Genomic DNA, 17,620 nt, shown 5'->3' with positions numbered 1-17,620 from the left:
GCTCGGGGGCGAGGCCCGCCGCGGCGGGGGCCGGGCCGTCGCCCGGTTCGGGGGCGGGGCGTTCGTCTGTCGTCATGCCGGGCACGACGGGCGGCGGCCCCGGCCGGTTGCGCGCCGCGGCGCCAACCACCCGGTCGGGTGCAACCGCCCGTCCCCCCGTGACTCAGTTCTCCGTGCGCCCGGCGAAGTCCGCGGCGGCCAGCAGGGCCGTGTCCGTGTTGTCGGAGAAGATGCCGTCGATCCCGGTGGCCAGGTAGGTCTTCAGCGCGCCGAAGGAGTCGCCGTACGCCGTCGGGTCCGTGCCCCGGCGGAAGTCGGCGGGCAGGAAGCTGTTCTCGTTGCGGTGCGTGTACGGGTGGAGGATCAGGCCCTGCGCGTGCGCGTCGCGGACCAGGGTGGTCGGGCTGCCCAGCTTGCCGGTGGCGTCCTTGGGGATGACCAGGTCCAGGGTGGGTCCGATGCCCTGCGCGTACGAGGCGATCCACGCCAGGCCCTCGGGCGTGACCAGGTCGGCGACGGTGCGCGGGTCGCCGGCCTTGACGAAGTCCCAGGGGCGGCTGCTCGCGGCGGAGAGCAGGACGACGCGCGGGGAGTCGACCAGCTTCGCGAGCCGCTGGATGCTGCTCGGCTCGAAGGACTGCAGGAAGACCGGGGAGTGCGCGCGATGGCGGCCGTACCGGCGCAGCAGCCTGGCGAGCCGCTCCTCCAGGCCGAGGCCGAGCTCGCGGAAGTACGTGGGGTGCTTGGTCTCGACGTGCAGCCACACCGCGCGGCCGCGGCGACGGCCCTCCTGCTCGGCCCAGCGCAGCACCTCCTCGAAGCTGGGGATCTCCCAGCGGCCGTCGTAGAGGGTGTTCTCCTGGCGGACGGCGGGGATCCGCTCCTTGGTGCGCAGGGTCTTCAGCTCGGCGAGGGTGAAGTCCTCGGTGAACCAGCCGGTCAGCGAGACCCCGTCGACGGACTTGGCGGTCTTGCGCGACGCGAACTCGGGGTGGTCGGCGACGTCCGTGGTGCCGGTGATGTCGTTCTCGTGCCGGCACACCAGGTGCCCGTCCTTGGTGGGGACGAGGTCCTGCTCGATGACGTGCGCGCCCATGTCGAGGGCGAGCTGGTAGGAGCCGAGGGTGTGCTCGGGGCGGTAGCCGCTGGCGCCGCGGTGGGCGATGACGGTGGGGACGGGCAGGGAGCGGTAGCCGCGGCCGGCCGCCCGGTCGGCGGCGGCGTCCGGGGCGCTCCCGAGCGTGGCGGCGTGCGCGCCGCTCGCGCCCGTCGCGCCGAGAGCGGCGGAGCCGAGCACGGCGGCTCCCGCCGCGCCGAGGACGGTCCGCCGGGCCGGGCTTGTACGCGAACCCTGGGTCATGGAGGCTCCTTCTGCCGCTTCGGCTGTGATGTCCCGCACCTGTCAACGGGCGCTCCGACCGTAGGCGGATCCGCCTTCAGTGCGGCAGATCCTGGGCGAACGTGACGGAAACTCACGTCAACACTGCGTATCCGATCCGTGAACCCGATGTGCGCATGGGAGTGACCCGCGAGTATCGTCCTCACCTGCACTTCGCAACCCGCACTTCGCACGCCCGCCCCGACACCGGAGGAACGTTGTCCCGTCTCGCGCTCATCAAGGCAGTGCTCGGACCGATCCTGCGTCTGATGTTCCGCCCCCGTGTGGAGGGCGCCGAGAACATCCCGGGCACCGGGCCGGTCATTCTGGCCGGAAACCACCTCACGTTCATCGACTCCATGATCATGCCGATCTGCACGGACCGCCCGGTCTTCTTCATCGGCAAGGACGAGTACGTGACCGGCAAGGGCCTCAAGGGCCGGCTGATGGCCTGGTTCTTCACCGGCGTCGGCATGATCCCGGTCGACCGGGACGGCGGCCGGGGCGGGGTCGCGGCGCTGATGACCGGCCGCCGCATCCTGGAGGAGGGCAAGGCCTTCGCGATCTACCCGGAGGGCACCCGCTCCCCCGACGGCCGTCTGTACCGGGGCCGTACCGGCATCGCGCGGCTGACAATGATGACCGGCGCGCCGGTGGTGCCGTTCGCGATGATCGGCACGGACAAGATCCAGCCGAGCGGCGCGGGTCTGCCGCGGCCGGGCCGCGTGACGGTCCGCTTCGGCGAGCCGATGGAGTTCTCCCGGTACGACGGCATGGACCGCGACCGGTACGTGCTGCGCGCGGTGACGGACTCGGTGATGGCCGAGGTGATGCGGCTGTCCGGGCAGGAGTACGTGGACATGTACGCCACGAAGGCGAAGGAAGCCGCCTGATCCCCGCCGCAACGTTCGTGACAGGGCCGGATCCCCGCTGGGGGTCCGGCCCTTTCGTCTGCCGGTCGCCTTGTCCGCCGGTCGCCGGTGGCCGCTACTGGCGGCTGAGGGCACGCGTGACGCCCGCCGCGATGGTGGTCGCCAGCGTCCAGCCGGTGACGATCAGAAGGTAGGAGAGCCACTGCTGGGCCCCGCTCGGCGCGTAGGCCGCCTCCTGGCCGAAGCCGATGATCGGCAGCAGCAGGTCGAGGGTGTAGAAGACCGGGTTGAAGTCCGGCGCCTCGCCCGCCTTGAGCGGCCGGGGATGGTGGCAGGCGAAGGCGAGGGACCCGGTCAGCAGCAGCGCCGACAGCCAGCCGGCCGCGCGCATGGGCCTGAATCCGTAGCCCACGGTCGCGTCCTGGAGCAGGCCCCAGACGCGGGCGTAGCGGGGCAGGGTGCGCCGGTGGCGACGGAGCTTGGCCAGCAGGACGGTGCGCACGGACGCCTCGTCGCCGGCCGTGCGGTAGGCCGCGGCCAGTTGTTCGTACGCGAAGGGCGTATAGCCGGGCTCGTCGCGCTCCAGGGCGGGAAGCCGCTCTTCCGCGGGCAGGAGGGGGCCGAGGCTGCGGTAGGTCAGGCCGTCGATGCGGACCTGGTCCGGCCAGACCTCGGGAGCTGCGAAGAGCAGGTCGCACTGGGTGCGGCGGAGGTTGACCGAGCCCTGGATCGGCGGGCAGTCGCGCAGCCATATCTCGCCGACGGTGCAACTGCTGGCGCGCAGAGCGGTGCCGCCGGGGTTGGCGAGAGCGGCGTAGGCGAGGTTGAGCTGGCCGGGTATGCGCGCGCCGGTGAGGTTGACCCGGCCGGTGGCGCGCATCCGCATGGCGCGCAGGTCGGTGCCGACGGCCAGGGTCTCCGCGTGCAGGGCGGTGCCGTCGGCGCAGTTGAGCTCGGCGTCGTCGAGCATCACCTGTCCGCCGACGGTGGTGGCGTTCAGCAGCATGCGCCCGTGGGTGACCAGCCGTTTGGCCCGGACGTCGGTGCCGATCGTGGCGTGGTTCAGCAGCAGGACCGGCGCGTCGGGGTCGTCGGGGTCGAGGGGCGCCGGGGTGCCGAGGACGGCATCGTTGAGGAAAACCCCGTTCGCGACCTGGGCGCCGGACAGCTTCAGCGGGCCGGTGATGCGGCAGCAGGAGAGCCGCAGCGTCACATCGACGCGGAGGTTCGACGCCTCCAGGCCGGGAAGTACCGAGTCGCTCAGTACGAGCGCCCGCATCCGGGCCGCGTAGAAGTCGGGGCTCTCGTCGAAGTGGCAGGCCCGCAGGCGCACCGGGTGGTCGACGTCCCCGTACTTGAGGCGGAGCACGCCGGTGATGCGGGCGCCGGCAAGCTTCAGGCCGGGGGTCGCACCCTCCTGGGCCGGTCGGTCGAGGAGCAGGGCACGCAGGACCTCGGCGCGCACGGTGCGCTCGGGACCCCAGGACGCTCCGGTCCTGGGGTCCTCGTCGGGGTGCGCCCGGAAGTCGACGCGCTCGTCGCGCGGGAACGCCTCCCAGATGCGAAGTTCGGCCGGTGTCAGGTCGTTGATCTCCATCACGGGGATCGTTTCGCGCGTCCGTTCCCACTGTCAATCCGGCGCTGACCGGCCCTCCCTGACTCGGAGTCAGTGCTCGACGCCGTCCTCCAGCTTCTGGCCCTTCAGCAGGAACCAGGCCGCGACCGCCGTCGCGAGGAGGACCGCCGCGCCGACTCCGGCCGCGATCCGCAGGCCGTCGACGAAGGCGTCCTGGGCCACGGTCACCAGGGCCGTCGCGGTCTCCGGGGCGAGGCCGGCGGAGGCTTCGACCGCGCCGCCGAGCGACTCGTGGGCCGCCGCGGTCACGTCGGCCGGGACGCCCGCCGGGGTCGCGAAGCCCGAGTAGACGCCGGTCACGATCGAGCCGAGCAGCGCGATGCCGAGCGCCGCGCCGAGCTCGTACGCGGTCTCGGAGACCGCGGAGGCCGAACCGGCCTGCTCCTTGGGCACGCTGGACAGGATCACGTCCGCGGTCACCGTGAACGAGAAGCCGGCGCCGAGGCCGACGACCAGCAGGGCGCCGCCGAGCAGCGGGTAGCCGGTCTCCCGATGGACCAGGGTGATGACGGCGAGCGCGAGACCGATCGCCGCCAGACCGCCGGTCACGATGGACCGGACCGAGTACCGGCGGGCGTACCAGCCCGCGATCAGACCGGTCACCACCGCGCCGACGGCGGCAGGCAGTTCGGCCAGACCGGCCTCCAGCGGCTCACGCCCCTGGACCAGCTGCAGGAACTGGGAGAGGAAGAAGACCAGGCCGGACAGTCCGAAGACGGTCAGCAGGTCGGCGAGGACCGCGCCGGAGAAGCCCCGGTGCCTGAACAGCCGCATGTCGAGCAGCGGTGCGCTCAGCGCGTACTGCCGCCGGACGAAGGCGTACAGGGTGGCCGCGCCGAGGACGGCGGCCGCCCCGACCTCCCAGGTCAGGCCGTGCGAGGCTACTTCCTTCACCGCGTAGACGACGCCGATGACGCCGACGAGCGAGAGTCCGACGCTGATCAGGTCCCAGGGGCCCGCGACCGGGTTCTTGGACTCGGGCAGCAGCTTGATGCCGACCAGGACCAGGACCGCCATGACCGGCAGGTTGATGAGGAAGACCGAGCCCCAGTAGAAGTGCTGGAGCAGCGCTCCGCCGATCACCGGGCCGATGGCGGCGCCCGCCGAGGCGGTGGCGCCCCAGATGCCGATGGCGAGGCTGCGCTCCTTGGGGTCGTGGAAGATGTTCCGGATCAGTGCCAGGGTCGACGGCATCAGGGTCGCGCCGGCGACGCCGAGCAGCGCACGGGCGACGATCATCATCTCGGGGCTGGTGGCGTAGGCGTTGAGCACCGAGACGGCGCCGAACGCGGTCGCGCCGGTCAGCAGCAGCTTCTTGCGGCCGATCCGGTCGCCGAGGGAGCCCATCGAGACGAGCAGACCCGCGATGACGAACGAGTAGATGTCGCCGATCCACAGCAACTGCGTGCCGGACGGCTTGAGATCCTCGCTCAGCGCGGGGGTGGCGAGACCGAGGACGGTGGCGTCGACCGCGACCAGCAGAACGGCGAGGACGAGCACCGACAGCGCGAGCCATCGTCCCGGGCTCTGCACCTCCGTCCCCGTCGTCGGGTTCAGCTGCTGGGTCCTGCTCATTGCTCCACGCTCCTGCGCGCTCCGCCGAGCAGCAGCTCGGCGATCATGTATTGGTAGTCTTTCGGAGCCAGCCGGCCGTCCATGACGGCCCAGGCGGCGCTCCCGATGAGCCCGTAGAGGGCTTCGGTGAGCCATGCGGGTGTCAGATCGATCCGGAAGACGCCCTCCTCCTGACCGCGCCGGAAGAGCGCGGAGACGCGGGCGTCGAGCCTGGCCCAGCCCTCGTTCTGCTCTTCGCCCTCGAACAGCTGGTTCTCGGTGACGAGGAACGACAGCAGCGGGGCGACCGGCTCCACTCCGGCGATGAGCCGGCGTACCGCGTCGTCGGCCGGGCCGTCGTCCAGCGCCGCCCCGTCGAGGGCGGCCTCCAGCTCCTCGATGGCCATCTCCTCCAGCGCCCTGATCAGCGCGTCCCGCCCGGCGAACTGCCGGTGCAAGGTGGCGCGGCCGATGCCGGCGGCCCTGGCGACCTCGTCCATGGTGGCGGTCGCTTTGCGGGCGAACAGGGCGGCGGCGCTGTGGAGCACCTGGGTGCGGTCGACTGACATGAGACGACCATACACCGAATGAGACATCAATGTCTCATTCGATAATTCAATGCCTCACTGTGGGGCGGGACGGAATGCTGTGGACATGACGAAGAAGCCGCTGCTGCTGATCGACGTGGACGGCCCGCTGAATCCGTACGCGGCGAAGCCCGAGCGCCGCCCGGAGGGGTACGCGACCCATCGGATGCGGCCGGGCGGCTGGTTCGACACGAAGCCGCTGCGGGTGTGGCTGAACCCGGACCACGGGGCCGAGCTGCTCGCGCTGGCGGAGTCGTACGAGCTGGTGTGGGCGACGACCTGGAAGGACGAGGCCAACGACTGGATCGGGCCCCATCTCGGGCTGCCCGAGCTGCCGTTCATCGACTGGCCGAAGATGCACGGGGCCGCCCCGCGCGGGACGTTCTGGAAGACCCAGTACATCCTGGAGTACGCGGCGGGGCGGCCGTTCGCGTGGGTGGACGACGACATCACGTCGTACGACCACGAGTACGTGGAGGAACGCCATCTGGCCGCCGCCCTGTTGCTGCACGTCGACCCCCGGATCGGGCTGATCCGGCCGGACTTCGACGCGCTCGCGGAGTGGGCGGCGGCGCTGTGACGTTCTGGCTGTGACGTGCTGGCTGTGACGCTGGCCGTGACGTGCTGGCCGTGACGTGCCGAGGGCTACTTCTTGGCGGTGGCCCAGGCGTGCTGGATCACCAGGTCGGCCTTGACCTCGACGAGCTGGGCGGCGACGGCGGAGGGCGCGGTGCCGCCGCGGCCGTTGCGGGAGGCGAGGGCGCCGGGGACGTTGAGGACCGTGCGGACCTCGGGGGTGAGGTGCTCGGAGATCTTCGCGAACTGCTCGTCCGTCAGGCCGTCGAGCTCCTTGCCCTCCGCCTCGGCGACCTTCACGCACTCGCCGGCCACCTCGTGCGCGACGCGGAACGGCACGCCCTGCTTGACCAGCCACTCGGCGATGTCAGTGGCGAGCGAGAAGCCGGCCGGGGCCAGCTCCTCCATGCGCTCCCGGTTGACCGTGAGCGTGGCCATCATGCCGGTGAAGGCGGGCAGCAGGATCTCCAGCTGGTCGCAGGAGTCGAAGACCGGCTCCTTGTCCTCCTGGAGGTCCCGGTTGTAGGCGAGCGGCAGGGCCTTGAGCGTGGCCATGAGACCGCTCAGGTTGCCGATGAGACGGCCGGACTTGCCGCGGGCGAGCTCGGCGATGTCCGGGTTCTTCTTCTGCGGCATGATCGACGAGCCGGTGGAGAAGGCGTCGTGCAGGGTCACGAAGGAGAACTCCTTCGTGTTCCAGATGATGATCTCCTCCGCGATCCGGGAGAGATTGACCCCGATCATCGCGGTGATGAAGGCGAACTCGGCGACGAAGTCGCGCGAGGCGGTGCCGTCGATGGAGTTGCCTGCCGAGCCGCGCTCGAAGCCGAGGTCCTTGGCGACCGCCTCCGGGTCGAGCCCGAGCGAGGAGCCGGCGAGCGCGCCGGAGCCGTACGGGGAGACCGCGGTACGGGTGTCCCACTGCCGCAGCCGCTCCGCGTCCCGGGACAGGGACTGGACGTGGGCCAGGACGTGGTGGGCGAAGAGCACCGGCTGGGCGTGCTGGAGGTGCGTACGGCCCGGCATGGCGACGTCCGCGTGCGCCTCGGCGAGGCCGACGAGGGCGTCCTGAAGGTCGGCGATGAGACCGCCGATGATCCGGGCGTGATCCCGCAGATACATCCGGAAGAGCGTCGCGACCTGGTCGTTCCGCGACCGCCCGGCACGCAGCTTGCCGCCGAGGTCCGGCCCGAGCCGCTCCAGGAGACCGCGCTCCAGGGCGGTGTGCACGTCCTCGTCGGCGATCGTCCCGACGAACGAGCCGTCGGCGACATCCGCCTCGAGCCGGTCGAGCCCGTCGAGCATCCGAGTCAGCTCGTCCTCGCTGAGCAGCCCCGCCTTGTGCAGCACGCGGGCGTGGGCGCGGGAGCCGGCGATGTCGTACGGCGCGAGTCGCCAGTCGAAGTGGACCGAGGCGGAGAGTTTCGCGAGAGCCTCGGCCGGCCCGTCGGCGAACCGGCCGCCCCAGAGCCGGACGTCACCGTTGTTGCTGCTCACTGCTGTGCTCCTCAGGACATCGGACGATGGGCATAACTATGCAGACCTCCGTATGTTTTGTCAACGCGGACGGAAAACGGCTGGTCGGAGTGTCGGCGGCATCCCTAGGCTCCGGCCATGGAGACCTGGGACGCCTTCGAGCGCGCCGCGCGACTGACGCAAGGAACGCCGTTGGCCGAGGCGATCGACGTCGCCGACGCGGCGGCGTGGGCGGCGCTGGACCGCGCCGTAAGGGACCTGGCCACGGGACGTCCGTCGCTGCTGCCCGCGCTCGCCTGGGCGCGCGGGCGCGGCCGGCGGGTGCACTGGGAGTGGGACGCCCCGCTGCCGTCGGTGAACTGGCGTCGCGCCGAGCCCCGCGAGCCCGAGCTCGCCGTCGCTCTGTGCCACCCCGACGGGCGGATCCGCCAGGCCGCGCTGGCGCGGGCGGCGGGCGCGTCCGCGCTGCTGCCGCTGGTGGTGATCCGGTGCGCGGACTGGGTGGCGCCGGTACGGGAAGACGCTCGCGAGCTGCTGCGGCAGGCGCTGCCGGGCGTCGGCCCCGATGCGATCGCCGTACTGGCCGCCGTCGTCCTGCGGGTCGCGCGCCGGGAGCGCGGGGGCGAGGCGCGGGACATGCTGGAGGCCGCTCTGCGCACCGGGCCTGTGCCGGTCCTGCAGGCCGTCCTGGTGAGCGAGGACCGGGCGGTGCGCCGGCTGGCGTACCGGATCGCCGTGGAGCGGAGGCTCTTCTCCCCTGTGCGGCTTGCCGCGCTCGCCGCTGCCGAGGGGGACGTGGTGGTCCAGGGCATCTGCGCGGACGCCGCGCTCAAGGCGGTCGACGCCGACACCGGCGACGAGGTGCTGCGGCCCCTGCTGGAGTCCCGGCACTCCCGGGTGCGCTCGGCCGGCGTGACGGCGCTGCACCGGACCGGCCGGCACGCGTGGGCCGAGGCCTTCCTCGCGGACCGGTCCTCGATGGTGCGGGCATGCGCCCGCTGGGCGCTGCGGCAGATCGGCGCCGACCCCGCGCCGCTGTGCCGCGCGCTGTGCTCCGGCGAGGGCGCCGCCATGCCGTCCGCCGCTCCCCTGGCGCTCGCGGAGTGCGGCTCGCGGGACGATGCAGACCTGCTGTGGGGGCTGACCGGACACCCGCACGACGGGGTGCGCGCGCACGCCGTGGCCGCGCTAAGGCTCCTGGAGACCGTGGACGTGGCGCGGCTGACCACGCTGCTCGACGACCCCGCCCCCAGGGTCGTACGGGAGGCGGCGACCACACTCGTACCGTGGGCGGGGCGGCTGTCCGTCGAGGAGCTGGCGGGGCGGCTGGATCCGGAGCGGCCGCGGCATGTGCGCGTCGGGGCGTACCGGCTGCTGGCGGCGCGGGGCGGGGCGGTGCACCGGGACGCGGCGCTGCGGCTGAGCGGGGACCCGGATCCGGGGCTGCGGGCCAACGCGCTTGCCGTACTGGGGAGTCTGCGCTGAGCGAGAGCTGCCCGGGCTGCCGCTCCCGCTGCCACCGCTCCCCCGGCCGGCGCAATAGCCGTGGCGGCGCGCCGGCGGCGGCCCTAGCGTCGCGCCATGCGCATCCTTCTCGCCGTCGGCGCCGTCCTGATCTCCCTCGCCACGGGCCCCGATCCCGCCCCGCTGCCCGAGCGGATGGCGGACACCGGCGGCGGGACCCAGCTGATCACCGCGGAGGCCCCGGGCCTGGACTCGACCTCGGGGACGGTCACCTGGTGGGACCGGAGCGGCGGGCGGTGGGTACGGGTCGGCACCGCGCCCGCCCGTTTCGGCGCGAACGGCCTGGCCGACGGGGCCGCCCGGCGGCAGGGCACGAACACCACGCCGACCGGGCTGTACCGACTGCCGTACGCCTTCGGGACCACACCGCGGCCGGCGGGCGCCGCGTACCCGTACGCCCGGGTCACCGACCGGTCCTGGTGGTGCCAGGACAACGACTCCCGGGCGTACAACCGCTGGGCCGAGGGCCTGCCCGGCGACTGCCGGGCCGCCGAGTCCGAGCATCTCGCCTCGTACGGCACGCAGTACGCGCACGCCCTCGTCATCGGCTTCAACTACGACCGCCCGGTGCGCGGTCGCGGCGCGGGGATCTTCCTGCACGTCAACGGGCGCGGGGCGACGGCGGGTTGCGTCTCCGTGCCGGCGGACGCGATGCGCCGCATCCTGCGCTGGGCCGATCCGGCCCGCCACCCGCACATCGCCATCGGCACCAGCAGCGGACCGACCTCTGTCGCCCACTAGGTCGATGTCCGACGCCCGCCGGCGTGGCACGGCCGAGCCCGTGACCATGGCCGCATGATCACTTCATCCGGGATCGACCCGGTCGCCGTCCTGACCCGCATGTACGCCGCCGAGGCCGCCTATCTGGCTGCGGGCGGCCCGGGCGAGGCCTCGTTCGATCCGCTCGCCCCGTCGTTCGCGCCCGACGTGGTGCTGCATCAGGCCGACGCCCTGCCGTACGGCGGGACCTGGCGCGGGCACGCCGGCGTCGAGGGCTTCTTCCTGGCGATGAGCGCGGCCTGGGAGTCGTTCGAGATGGTCGGGCAGGAGTTCCTCGCCACCGGGCCGACGACGGTGGTGCTCACGCAGGTACGGGCCAGGGCCCGGGCCACCGGCCGGGAGCTCGCCTTCCCGATCCTGCAGACGATCCGGATCGAGGGCGGCCGGATCGCCGAGGTGTGGCCGTTCTACTGGGACACCGCGGCGATAGCGGCGGCATGCACGGCGACGCCGCCGGGCACGGAGGTCCGGCGGCGTCAGTAGATGCGGGCAATCGTCAGCGGTCGTTCTGCGCCAGCCTCAGCAGGTGGTCGGCCAGGGCCTGGCCGCCCGTGGGGTCGCGGGAGATGAGCAGCAGCGTGTCGTCGCCCGCGATCGTGCCGAGGATCGCGTGGAGTTCGGCCTGGTCGATGGCCGACGCGAGGAACTGGGCCGCGCCGGGCGGGGTGCGCAGGACCACCAGGTTGGCGGAGGCCTCGGCGGAGATCAGCAGTTCGCCGGAGAGGCGCCGCATGCGCTCCTCCTTGGCGGACTCGCCGAGCGGGGCCTGCGGGGTACGGAAGCCGCCCTCGCTGGGGACCGCGTAGATGAGCTCGCCGCCGGTGTTGCGGATCTTCACCGCGCCGAGCTCGTCGAGGTCCCGGGAGAGCGTCGCCTGGGTGACGCTCAGCCCGTCGTCGGCGAGGAGTTTGGCCAGCTGGCTCTGCGAGCGCACCGGCTGCCGGTTGAGGATGTCGACGATCCTGCGGTGGCGTGCGGTGCGCGTCTGCGGAACGGACGGCCCTCCGTGCTCGGTTCCCTGCGCATCGGTCATCGTCGTCTCACGCTCCGGTTCGTCCTTCCCCGTTCACCACGCCGAGGACGCCCGGAAGCGCCTCCAGGAAGGCGTCCGCCTCCGCGTCCCCGATGATCAGCGGCGGCATGATCCGTACGACATCGGGGGCGGGCGCGTTCACCAGGAGGCCGGCGTCCTGGGCCGCCTGCTGCACCTGGGGTGCGAGGGGCCCGGTGAGCACGATACCCAGCAGCAGCCCCGCACCACGGACGTGGGAGACCAGCGGATGGCCCAGACCCTCGATTCCGTCGCGCAGCTTCTCGCCGAGCCGCTTGACCTCGTCGAGCGCTCCGTCCCTGCCGAGGGTGTCGAGGACGGCCAGTCCGGCGGCGCAGGCGACCGGGTTCCCGCCGAAGGTGGTGCCGTGGTGCCCCGGCTGGAACAGCTCGGCCGCCGCCCCGAAGGCGACGGTCGCGCCGAGCGGCAGCCCGCCGCCGAGGCCCTTGGCCAGGGTGACGATGTCGGGGTCGACGCCGTCGTGGGCCTGGTACTCGAACCAGGTGCCGCACCGGCCGATGCCGGTCTGCACCTCGTCCAGCACCAGCAGCGTCCCCGTGGCGCGGGTGATCTCGCGGGCCGCCCGCAGGTAGCCGACGGGCGGGACGACCACGCCGTACTCGCCCTGGATCGGCTCGATGATCACGAACGCCGTCTCCTCGGTGACGGCGGCCCGCAGGGCCTCGACGTCGCCGAAGGGGACGTGGGTGACGTCGCCGGGCAGCGGCAGGAAGGGCTCCTGCTTGCCGGGCTGTCCGGTGAGCGCCAGCGCGCCCATGGTGCGGCCGTGGAAGCTGTTGTCCGTGGCCACCATGTGCCGCCGGCCCGTCAGCCGGCCGAGCTTGAACGCGGCCTCGTTGGCCTCGGCGCCGGAGTTGCAGAAGAACACCTTGCCGGGGCGGCCGAAGAGCTGGAGCAGCCGCTCGGAGAGCGCGACGGGCGGTTCGGCGACGTACAGGTTGGAGACATGGCCGAGGCTCTGGATCTGCCGCGACACGGCCTCGACGATCGCCGGATGGCCGTGGCCGAGGGCGTTGACCGCGATGCCGCCGACGAAGTCGAGGTACTCCGTGCCGTCGGCGTCCCAGACCTTGGCGCCCTCGCCGCGGACCAGCGGGAGGCGGGGGGTGCCGTAGTTGTTCATCAGCGAGCCCTGCCAGCGCTGGGTCAGCTCCGCGTTGGTCATGCCGTCTCCCCCTGGTCCTCGTTCTCGTCCTCGTCGCCGGTGGTGCCGTCGGGCACGACCATCGTTCCGATGCCCTCGTCGGTGAAGATCTCCAGCAGGATGGAGTGCTGGACCCGGCCGTCGATGACGCGGGCCGTCGTGACCCCGTTCCGTACGGCGTGCAGGCAGCCCTCCATCTTGGGGACCATGCCGCTGGAGAGCTCGGGCAGCAGCTTCTCCAGCTGGCTCGCGGTGAGCCGGCTGATGACCTCGTCGCTGTTCGGCCAGTCCTCGTAGAGGCCCTCGACGTCGGTCAGGACCATCAGCGTCTCGGCGCCCAGCGCCGCAGCGAGTGCCGCAGCCGCCGTATCAGCATTGACGTTGTAGACATGTCCGTCGTCCTGGGAGCGGGCGATGGAGGAGACGACCGGGATCCGGCCGTCCTCAAGGAGAGCCTCGATGGCACCGGTGTCGAGCGCGGTGATCTCGCCGACCCGGCCGATGTCGACCTGCTCGCCCTCGATGACCGGCTGGTGCTTGGTGGCCGTGATGGTGTGCGCGTCCTCGCCGGTGAGACCGACGGCGAGCGGGCCGTGCTGGTTGAGCAGCCCGACCAGCTCACGCTGGACCTGGCCGGCCAGGACCATCCGCACGACGTCCATGGCCTCCTCAGTGGTGACCCGGAGCCCGGCCTTGAACTCGCTGACGATGCCGTGCCGGTCGAGCGCGGCGCTGATCTGCGGGCCGCCGCCGTGCACGACGACCGGCTTGAGGCCGGCGTGCCGCAGGAAGACGACGTCCTGGGCGAAGGCGGCCTTGAGCTCGTCGTCGATCATGGCGTTGCCGCCGAACTTGATGACGACGGTCTTGCCGTGGTGCCGGGTCAGCCAGGGCAGCGCTTCGATGAGGATCTGCGCCTTGGGCAGGGCCTTGTGCTTCCGCGTGGTGCTCTCACCGGCGGGCTTGTCCGTGGGCCGGTCCGTGGGCTTGTCCGTGGGCTTGTCGCTCATGAGGAGTACGCGCTGTTCTCGTGGACGTAGTCGGCGGTGAGGTCGTTGGCCCAGATGACGGCGGACTCGGACCCGGCGGCGAGGTCGGCCGTGATGGAGACCTCCCGGTAGCGCATGTCGACCAGGTCGCGGTCCTCACCGACGGAGCCGTTCTGGCAGACCCAGACGCCGTTGATCGCGACGTTGAGCCGGTCCGGCTCGAAGGCGGCCTGCGTGGTGCCGATGGCGGAGAGCACCCGGCCCCAGTTCGGGTCCTCGCCGTGGATCGCGCACTTGAGCAGGTTGTTCCGGGCGATGGAGCGGCCGACCTCGACGGCGTCGTCCTCGGTGGCCGCGTTGATCACCTCGATCCGGATGTCCTTGCTGGCGCCCTCGGCGTCGCCGATGAGCTGGCGGGCGAGGTCGTCGCAGACCTCCCGTACGGCCTCCGCGAACTCGTCCCGGGCGGGCGTGACGCCGGCCGCGCCGGAGGCGAGCAGCAGGACGGTGTCGTTGGTGGACATGCAGCCGTCGGAGTCGACCCGGTCGAAGGTGAGCCGGGTGGCGTGCCGCAGCGCGGCGTCGAGGTCCTTCGCGGGGACGTCGGCGTCGGTGGTGAGGACGACGAGCATGGTGGCGAGGCCGGGGGCGAGCATGCCCGCGCCCTTCGCCATGCCGCCGACGGTCCAGCCGTCCTTGGTCACGACGGCGGTCTTGTGGACGGTGTCCGTGGTCTTGATGGCGATGGCGGCCTTCTCGCCGCCGTGCTCGGAGAGCTCCTTCGCCGCCTGCTCGACGCCGGGCAGCAGCTTGTCCATGGGGAGCAGCAGGCCGATGAGACCGGTGGACGCGACGGCGACCTCGCCCGCGCCGATCTCCAGCACCTCCGCGACCTTCTCGGCCGTGGCGTGGGTGTCCTGGAAGCCCTTCGGTCCGGTGCAGGCGTTGGCGCCGCCGGAGTTGAGGACGACGGCGGTCAGCTCGCCGTCGGCCAGCACCTGCTGGGACCAGAGCACCGGCGCGGCCTTGACGCGGTTGGAGGTGAAGACGCCCGCGGCGGCGCGGCGCGGCCCGGTGTTGACCACGAGGGCCAGGTCCGGGTTGCCGTTCTCCTTGATCCCGGCGGCGATGCCCGCCGCCGTGAATCCCTGCGCTGCGGTGACGCTCATGGAGCGACTCCAATCGTGGAAAGTCCGGTCTCCTCGGGGAGCCCGAGGGCGATGTTCATGCTCTGCACCGCGCCGCCGGCGGTGCCCTTGGTGAGGTTGTCGATGGCGCTGATCGCGATGATCCGGTTCGCCTCCGCGTCGTACGCGACCTGGATCTGTACGGCGTTGGAGCCGGAGACGGAGGCCGTCGAGGGCCACCGGCCCTCGGGGAGCAGGTGGACGAAGGGCTCGTCCGCGAAGGCCTTCTCGTACGCGGCCCGTACCGTCTCGGCCGTCGCCCCGGGCTTCGCCGGTGCGGAGCAGGTGGCGAGGATGCCGCGAGGCATCGGGACGAGCGTCGGTGTGAAGGACACGCTGACCCGCTCGCCGGCCAGCGGGCTGAGGTTCTGGATCATCTCGGGGGTGTGCCGGTGGCCGCCGCCGACGCCGTACGGGGTGACGGAGCCCATGACCTCGCTGCCGAGCAGGTGCGGCTTCAGGGCCTTGCCCGCCCCGGAGGTGCCGCTGGCGGCCACGATCACGGCGTCGGGGCCGGCGAGGCCGTTCAGGTACGCGGGGAAGAGCGCGAGGGTGACAGCGGTGGGGAAGCAGCCGGGCACCGCGATGCGCTTGGACCCCTCCAGCGCGGCGCGGGCGCCCGGCAGTTCGGGCAGGCCGTAGGGCCAGGTCCCGGCGTGCTCCGAGCCGTAGAACCGGTCCCAGTCGGCCGCGTTCTGGAGCCGGAAGTCGGCGCCCATGTCCACGACGAGCACGTCCGGCCCGAGCTGCTCGGCGACGGCGGCGGACTGCCCGTGCGGCAGCGCCAGGAAGACGACGTCGTGCCCGGCGAGGAACTCGGCCGCGGTCGGCTCCAGGACCCGGTCGGCCAGCGGCAGCAGGTGCGGCTGCAGCGCCCCGAGCTTCTGACCGGCGTTGGAGTGCCCGGTCAGGGCGCCGATCTCGACGTGCGGGTGCGCGAGGAGAAGACGCAGAAGCTCTCCGCCCGCGTATCCGCTCGCGCCTGCCACTGCTGCTCGTACCGTCATCGAAACCCTCCTCCTGGATGGCATGACTATACGCAGCTACACAGATTTATGCAAAGACTCACCTGCCGCCGGCAGGAGGAGCGTCAGGCTTCACCGACCCTTCCCGTCGGCGCGGTCGACCTGGTCTCCCACCCCGTTCGACCAGGCATTCCGCCTCCGCGCTAGGGTGCGACCTCCGTCCGGCGGGGCGGAGATCACGACGGTGCGTACGGAGGGCACTCGGGAGGTGCTGTCCGGGGGGAGGGCTTCGATGACGGAGACGGCAGAGGCAGAGAGAACGAACGGGGCGACGGAGCAGGCGTGCCCCGACTGCGGTGCGGCGCTGCCGGCCGAGAAACGGTTCGTCGTCTGGTGCACCGAGTGCGACTGGAATGTGGATCCGGGCAGGGCCGACCGCTGTGCGGGGCACGGCCGGATCGCTTCGCTGCGCCGCCGCCTCGCCCGGCAGTACGGCGAGCAGCTCCTCGCCGAGGTCTCGGCGGGCACGGAGCTGCGTCCGCATCGAGACCCGTCGAGCCTCCTCGCCCGGCTCGTCGCGTCGGTCGTGCATGCCCTTACCGCAGGCCTCGTCGTCGGTGCCCTGTGGCTGATCATCGGCGGTTGGAGCACCGTCGTGCAGCCCGTCGTCGGCGCCCTGCTGCTCGCGATCGCCTTCACCCTGCGACCCCGGTTCGGACGGCCGCCCACCGACGTGCCCGTCCTGCGCCGCGCTGACGCGCCCCGCCTGTTCGAGCTGCTCGACGAGGTCGCGCGCGAGGCCGGGACGACGGGCGTGGACGTGGTGCTGGTCGGGCCCGAGGCGAACGCCTGGGTGACGACGTACGGCATCCGCCAGCGCCGCATCCTGCACATCGGGCTCGGGCTGTGGGAGATCCTGTCCCCGCAGGAGCGCGTCGCGCTGCTCGGGCACGAGTTCGGCCACTACGCGCACGGCGACACGCGTCACTCGCTCCTCGTCGGCAGCGCCCTGCGCACGTTGACCACCTGGGAGTACCTGCTCGCCCCGAGCGCCGCCGACGCCTTGGCTCAGACGTTCACCAACGTGGTCCTCGCGCCGGCCCGATGGACCGTCCAGGGGCTGATCACCGCCCTCGACCACCTGACGCTGCGCGCATCCCAGCGCGCCGAGTACCTGGCCGACGGGACCGCCGCACGCACCGGCGGCACGGAGGCCGCGGTGGGACTGACGGACCGCCTCCTCATAGCCGACGGCGCCGAGGACGCGCTGCGCCGCGAGTCCGTCGCCGCAGGCACCCGGATCGGCGACTCCCGGCGGAGCGACGCGGCAGAGGGTCTGTGGGAGCGGCTCGCGGCGCGGATGGGCTCGGTGCCGGAACGGGAGCTGGAACGACTCCGCCGGGTCGGCGAGCGGCGCGGCCACAGCGTGGACGACACGCATCCACCGACCCACCTGCGCCACCGGCGCCTCGCCGACGGCGAGCGCTTCACCGCCCGCGTCCTCCTGGACCCGTCCGCCTCGGCGGCCGTCGACGCCGAGCTGGCGACGGTCAGACTGCGGCTGGCACGGGAGGTCATCGCCTCCGCGTACGACGTCTGAGGGCCGCGGCGCGCCGCGCGGGAAGCCGATGTCGGAGCCGGCGGCTACCCTTCCTTCCATGATCGACAAGCACACCCACATACGCGTCGCCCGCCCCTCGCGCGACCTCGCCGCCGCCGAGCGGTTCTACGTCGACGGCCTGGGGCTCGACGTGCTGTGGCGCACCACCGAGCGGGTGTCGGGTGAGCACGATCTGCTGATGGTGGGGCCGGCCGGCGGTGGGTGGCACTTCGAGCTCGCGCTCGACCCCGAGCGGCCGGTCGAGCCGACGCCGACCGTC

General features: G+C 72.4%; 17 protein-coding genes. 7 read left to right on the top strand and 10 right to left on the bottom strand.

Annotated features, from left to right (window positions below; translation table 11 throughout):
* Nucleotides 1-163: 163 nt before the first annotated feature.
* Complete coding sequence (locus VIU94_RS42735; protein WP_331920777.1) at nucleotides 164-1,360, bottom strand: glycerophosphodiester phosphodiesterase; 1,197 nt, start codon at nucleotides 1,358-1,360, stop codon at nucleotides 164-166.
* A 236-nt stretch (nucleotides 1,361-1,596) separates the two neighbouring features.
* On the opposite strand from VIU94_RS42735, the gene VIU94_RS42730 reads away from it, so the two are divergent.
* Nucleotides 1,597-2,271, top strand: a complete 675-nt coding sequence (locus VIU94_RS42730) for a lysophospholipid acyltransferase family protein (RefSeq protein ID WP_331920775.1) — start codon at nucleotides 1,597-1,599, stop codon at nucleotides 2,269-2,271.
* Between the two features lie 94 nt (nucleotides 2,272-2,365).
* Here the strand turns inward: VIU94_RS42730 and VIU94_RS42725 are convergent, their stop codons facing one another.
* The 3 genes from VIU94_RS42725 to VIU94_RS42715 all read right to left on the bottom strand — a co-directional run bounded on the left by VIU94_RS42725 (nucleotide 2,366) and on the right by VIU94_RS42715 (nucleotide 6,009).
* Nucleotides 2,366-3,847, bottom strand: coding sequence for a membrane-associated oxidoreductase (locus VIU94_RS42725; RefSeq protein WP_331920773.1), 1,482 nt, complete (start codon nucleotides 3,845-3,847; stop codon nucleotides 2,366-2,368).
* Nucleotides 3,848-3,916: 69 nt separating this feature from the next.
* A complete protein-coding gene (locus VIU94_RS42720) occupies nucleotides 3,917-5,461 on the bottom strand; it encodes an MFS transporter (RefSeq protein ID WP_331920771.1) in 1,545 nt (514 codons plus the stop codon).
* A complete protein-coding gene (locus VIU94_RS42715) occupies nucleotides 5,458-6,009 on the bottom strand; it encodes a TetR/AcrR family transcriptional regulator (protein WP_331920769.1) in 552 nt (183 codons plus the stop codon). Before VIU94_RS42715 ends, VIU94_RS42720 begins: the two co-directional genes overlap by 4 nt.
* Nucleotides 6,010-6,094: 85 nt before the next feature.
* Between VIU94_RS42715 and VIU94_RS42710 the strand changes: the two genes are divergently transcribed.
* Complete coding sequence (locus VIU94_RS42710; RefSeq protein WP_331920767.1) at nucleotides 6,095-6,607, top strand: HAD domain-containing protein; 513 nt, start codon at nucleotides 6,095-6,097, stop codon at nucleotides 6,605-6,607.
* A 65-nt stretch (nucleotides 6,608-6,672) separates the two neighbouring features.
* Here VIU94_RS42710 and argH read toward each other — a convergent pair whose 3' ends face one another.
* Entirely contained in the window at nucleotides 6,673-8,100 is a 1,428-nt protein-coding gene (gene argH, locus VIU94_RS42705) for an argininosuccinate lyase (protein ID WP_331920765.1), read from the bottom strand.
* Between the two features lie 117 nt (nucleotides 8,101-8,217).
* Here argH and VIU94_RS42700 point away from each other — a divergent pair, with 117 nt between their 5' ends.
* The 3 genes from VIU94_RS42700 to VIU94_RS42690 all read left to right on the top strand — a co-directional run bounded on the left by VIU94_RS42700 (nucleotide 8,218) and on the right by VIU94_RS42690 (nucleotide 10,866).
* On the top strand, nucleotides 8,218-9,564 hold the full coding sequence (locus tag VIU94_RS42700; RefSeq protein ID WP_331920763.1) for a hypothetical protein: 1,347 nt from the start codon (nucleotides 8,218-8,220) through the stop codon (nucleotides 9,562-9,564).
* A gap of 96 nt (nucleotides 9,565-9,660) precedes the next feature.
* On the top strand, nucleotides 9,661-10,344 hold the full coding sequence (locus VIU94_RS42695) for a L,D-transpeptidase family protein (protein WP_331920761.1): 684 nt from the start codon (nucleotides 9,661-9,663) through the stop codon (nucleotides 10,342-10,344).
* A gap of 54 nt (nucleotides 10,345-10,398) precedes the next feature.
* Nucleotides 10,399-10,866 carry a nuclear transport factor 2 family protein gene (locus VIU94_RS42690; protein ID WP_331920759.1) on the top strand — a complete coding sequence of 156 codons (468 nt, stop codon included), beginning with the start codon at nucleotides 10,399-10,401 and terminating at the stop codon, nucleotides 10,864-10,866.
* 13 nt (nucleotides 10,867-10,879) lie between these two features.
* On the opposite strand, the gene VIU94_RS42685 is transcribed toward VIU94_RS42690, so the two are convergent.
* Genes VIU94_RS42685 through argC form a run of 5 tightly spaced genes read right to left on the bottom strand, consistent with a single transcriptional unit; the run spans nucleotide 10,880 to nucleotide 15,782 of the window.
* Nucleotides 10,880-11,416 (bottom strand): arginine repressor, encoded by a 537-nt coding sequence (locus VIU94_RS42685; protein ID WP_331920757.1) that lies wholly within the window; start codon nucleotides 11,414-11,416, stop codon nucleotides 10,880-10,882.
* Between the two features lie 7 nt (nucleotides 11,417-11,423).
* Nucleotides 11,424-12,620: an acetylornithine transaminase gene (locus VIU94_RS42680; RefSeq protein WP_331920755.1), complete on the bottom strand. Its 1,197-nt coding sequence runs from the start codon at nucleotides 12,618-12,620 to the stop codon at nucleotides 11,424-11,426.
* Nucleotides 12,617-13,609 carry an acetylglutamate kinase gene (gene argB / locus VIU94_RS42675; RefSeq protein ID WP_331920753.1) on the bottom strand — a complete coding sequence of 331 codons (993 nt, stop codon included), beginning with the start codon at nucleotides 13,607-13,609 and terminating at the stop codon, nucleotides 12,617-12,619. Before argB ends, VIU94_RS42680 begins: the two co-directional genes overlap by 4 nt.
* The gene (argJ, locus tag VIU94_RS42670) at nucleotides 13,606-14,757 is read right to left on the bottom strand and encodes a bifunctional glutamate N-acetyltransferase/amino-acid acetyltransferase ArgJ (RefSeq protein ID WP_331920751.1); all 1,152 of its coding nucleotides are present in this window, start codon (nucleotides 14,755-14,757) and stop codon (nucleotides 13,606-13,608) included. Before argJ ends, argB begins: the two co-directional genes overlap by 4 nt.
* Nucleotides 14,754-15,782 (bottom strand): N-acetyl-gamma-glutamyl-phosphate reductase, encoded by a 1,029-nt coding sequence (gene argC / locus VIU94_RS42665; RefSeq protein ID WP_331920749.1) that lies wholly within the window; start codon nucleotides 15,780-15,782, stop codon nucleotides 14,754-14,756. The genes argJ and argC overlap by 4 nt, the downstream gene beginning before the upstream one ends.
* Nucleotides 15,783-16,032: 250 nt before the next feature.
* On the opposite strand from argC, the gene VIU94_RS42660 reads away from it, so the two are divergent.
* Both VIU94_RS42660 and VIU94_RS42655 read left to right on the top strand, forming a co-directional pair.
* On the top strand, nucleotides 16,033-17,340 hold the full coding sequence (locus VIU94_RS42660) for a M48 family metalloprotease (protein ID WP_331920747.1): 1,308 nt from the start codon (nucleotides 16,033-16,035) through the stop codon (nucleotides 17,338-17,340).
* A 58-nt stretch (nucleotides 17,341-17,398) separates the two neighbouring features.
* Nucleotides 17,399-17,620: VOC family protein (locus VIU94_RS42655; RefSeq protein ID WP_331920745.1), on the top strand; the 222-nt coding region annotated here is incomplete at its 3' end.

Source organism: Streptomyces sp., from assembly GCF_036566765.1.
Classification (GTDB): Bacteria; Actinomycetota; Actinomycetes; order Streptomycetales; family Streptomycetaceae; genus Streptomyces.
The sequence above is the reverse complement of the archived record's forward strand: the minus strand, read 5'-3'. Positions and strand labels throughout refer to the sequence as shown.

Coding starts and splice junctions, on each gene's coding strand:
- VIU94_RS42735 (WP_331920777.1), bottom strand. CDS start 1,360: ATGACCCAGGGTTCGCGTACAAGCCCGGCCCGGCGGACCGTCCTCGGC.
- VIU94_RS42725 (WP_331920773.1), bottom strand. CDS start 3,847: ATGGAGATCAACGACCTGACACCGGCCGAACTTCGCATCTGGGAGGCG.
- VIU94_RS42720 (WP_331920771.1), bottom strand. CDS start 5,461: ATGAGCAGGACCCAGCAGCTGAACCCGACGACGGGGACGGAGGTGCAG.
- VIU94_RS42715 (WP_331920769.1), bottom strand. CDS start 6,009: ATGTCAGTCGACCGCACCCAGGTGCTCCACAGCGCCGCCGCCCTGTTC.
- VIU94_RS42710 (WP_331920767.1), top strand. CDS start 6,095: ATGACGAAGAAGCCGCTGCTGCTGATCGACGTGGACGGCCCGCTGAAT.
- VIU94_RS42700 (WP_331920763.1), top strand. CDS start 8,218: ATGGAGACCTGGGACGCCTTCGAGCGCGCCGCGCGACTGACGCAAGGA.
- VIU94_RS42695 (WP_331920761.1), top strand. CDS start 9,661: ATGCGCATCCTTCTCGCCGTCGGCGCCGTCCTGATCTCCCTCGCCACG.
- VIU94_RS42690 (WP_331920759.1), top strand. CDS start 10,399: ATGATCACTTCATCCGGGATCGACCCGGTCGCCGTCCTGACCCGCATG.
- VIU94_RS42685 (WP_331920757.1), bottom strand. CDS start 11,416: ATGACCGATGCGCAGGGAACCGAGCACGGAGGGCCGTCCGTTCCGCAG.
- VIU94_RS42680 (WP_331920755.1), bottom strand. CDS start 12,620: ATGACCAACGCGGAGCTGACCCAGCGCTGGCAGGGCTCGCTGATGAAC.
- argB (WP_331920753.1), bottom strand. CDS start 13,609: ATGAGCGACAAGCCCACGGACAAGCCCACGGACCGGCCCACGGACAAG.
- argJ (WP_331920751.1), bottom strand. CDS start 14,757: ATGAGCGTCACCGCAGCGCAGGGATTCACGGCGGCGGGCATCGCCGCC.
- argC (WP_331920749.1), bottom strand. CDS start 15,782: ATGACGGTACGAGCAGCAGTGGCAGGCGCGAGCGGATACGCGGGCGGA.
- VIU94_RS42660 (WP_331920747.1), top strand. CDS start 16,033: ATGACGGAGACGGCAGAGGCAGAGAGAACGAACGGGGCGACGGAGCAG.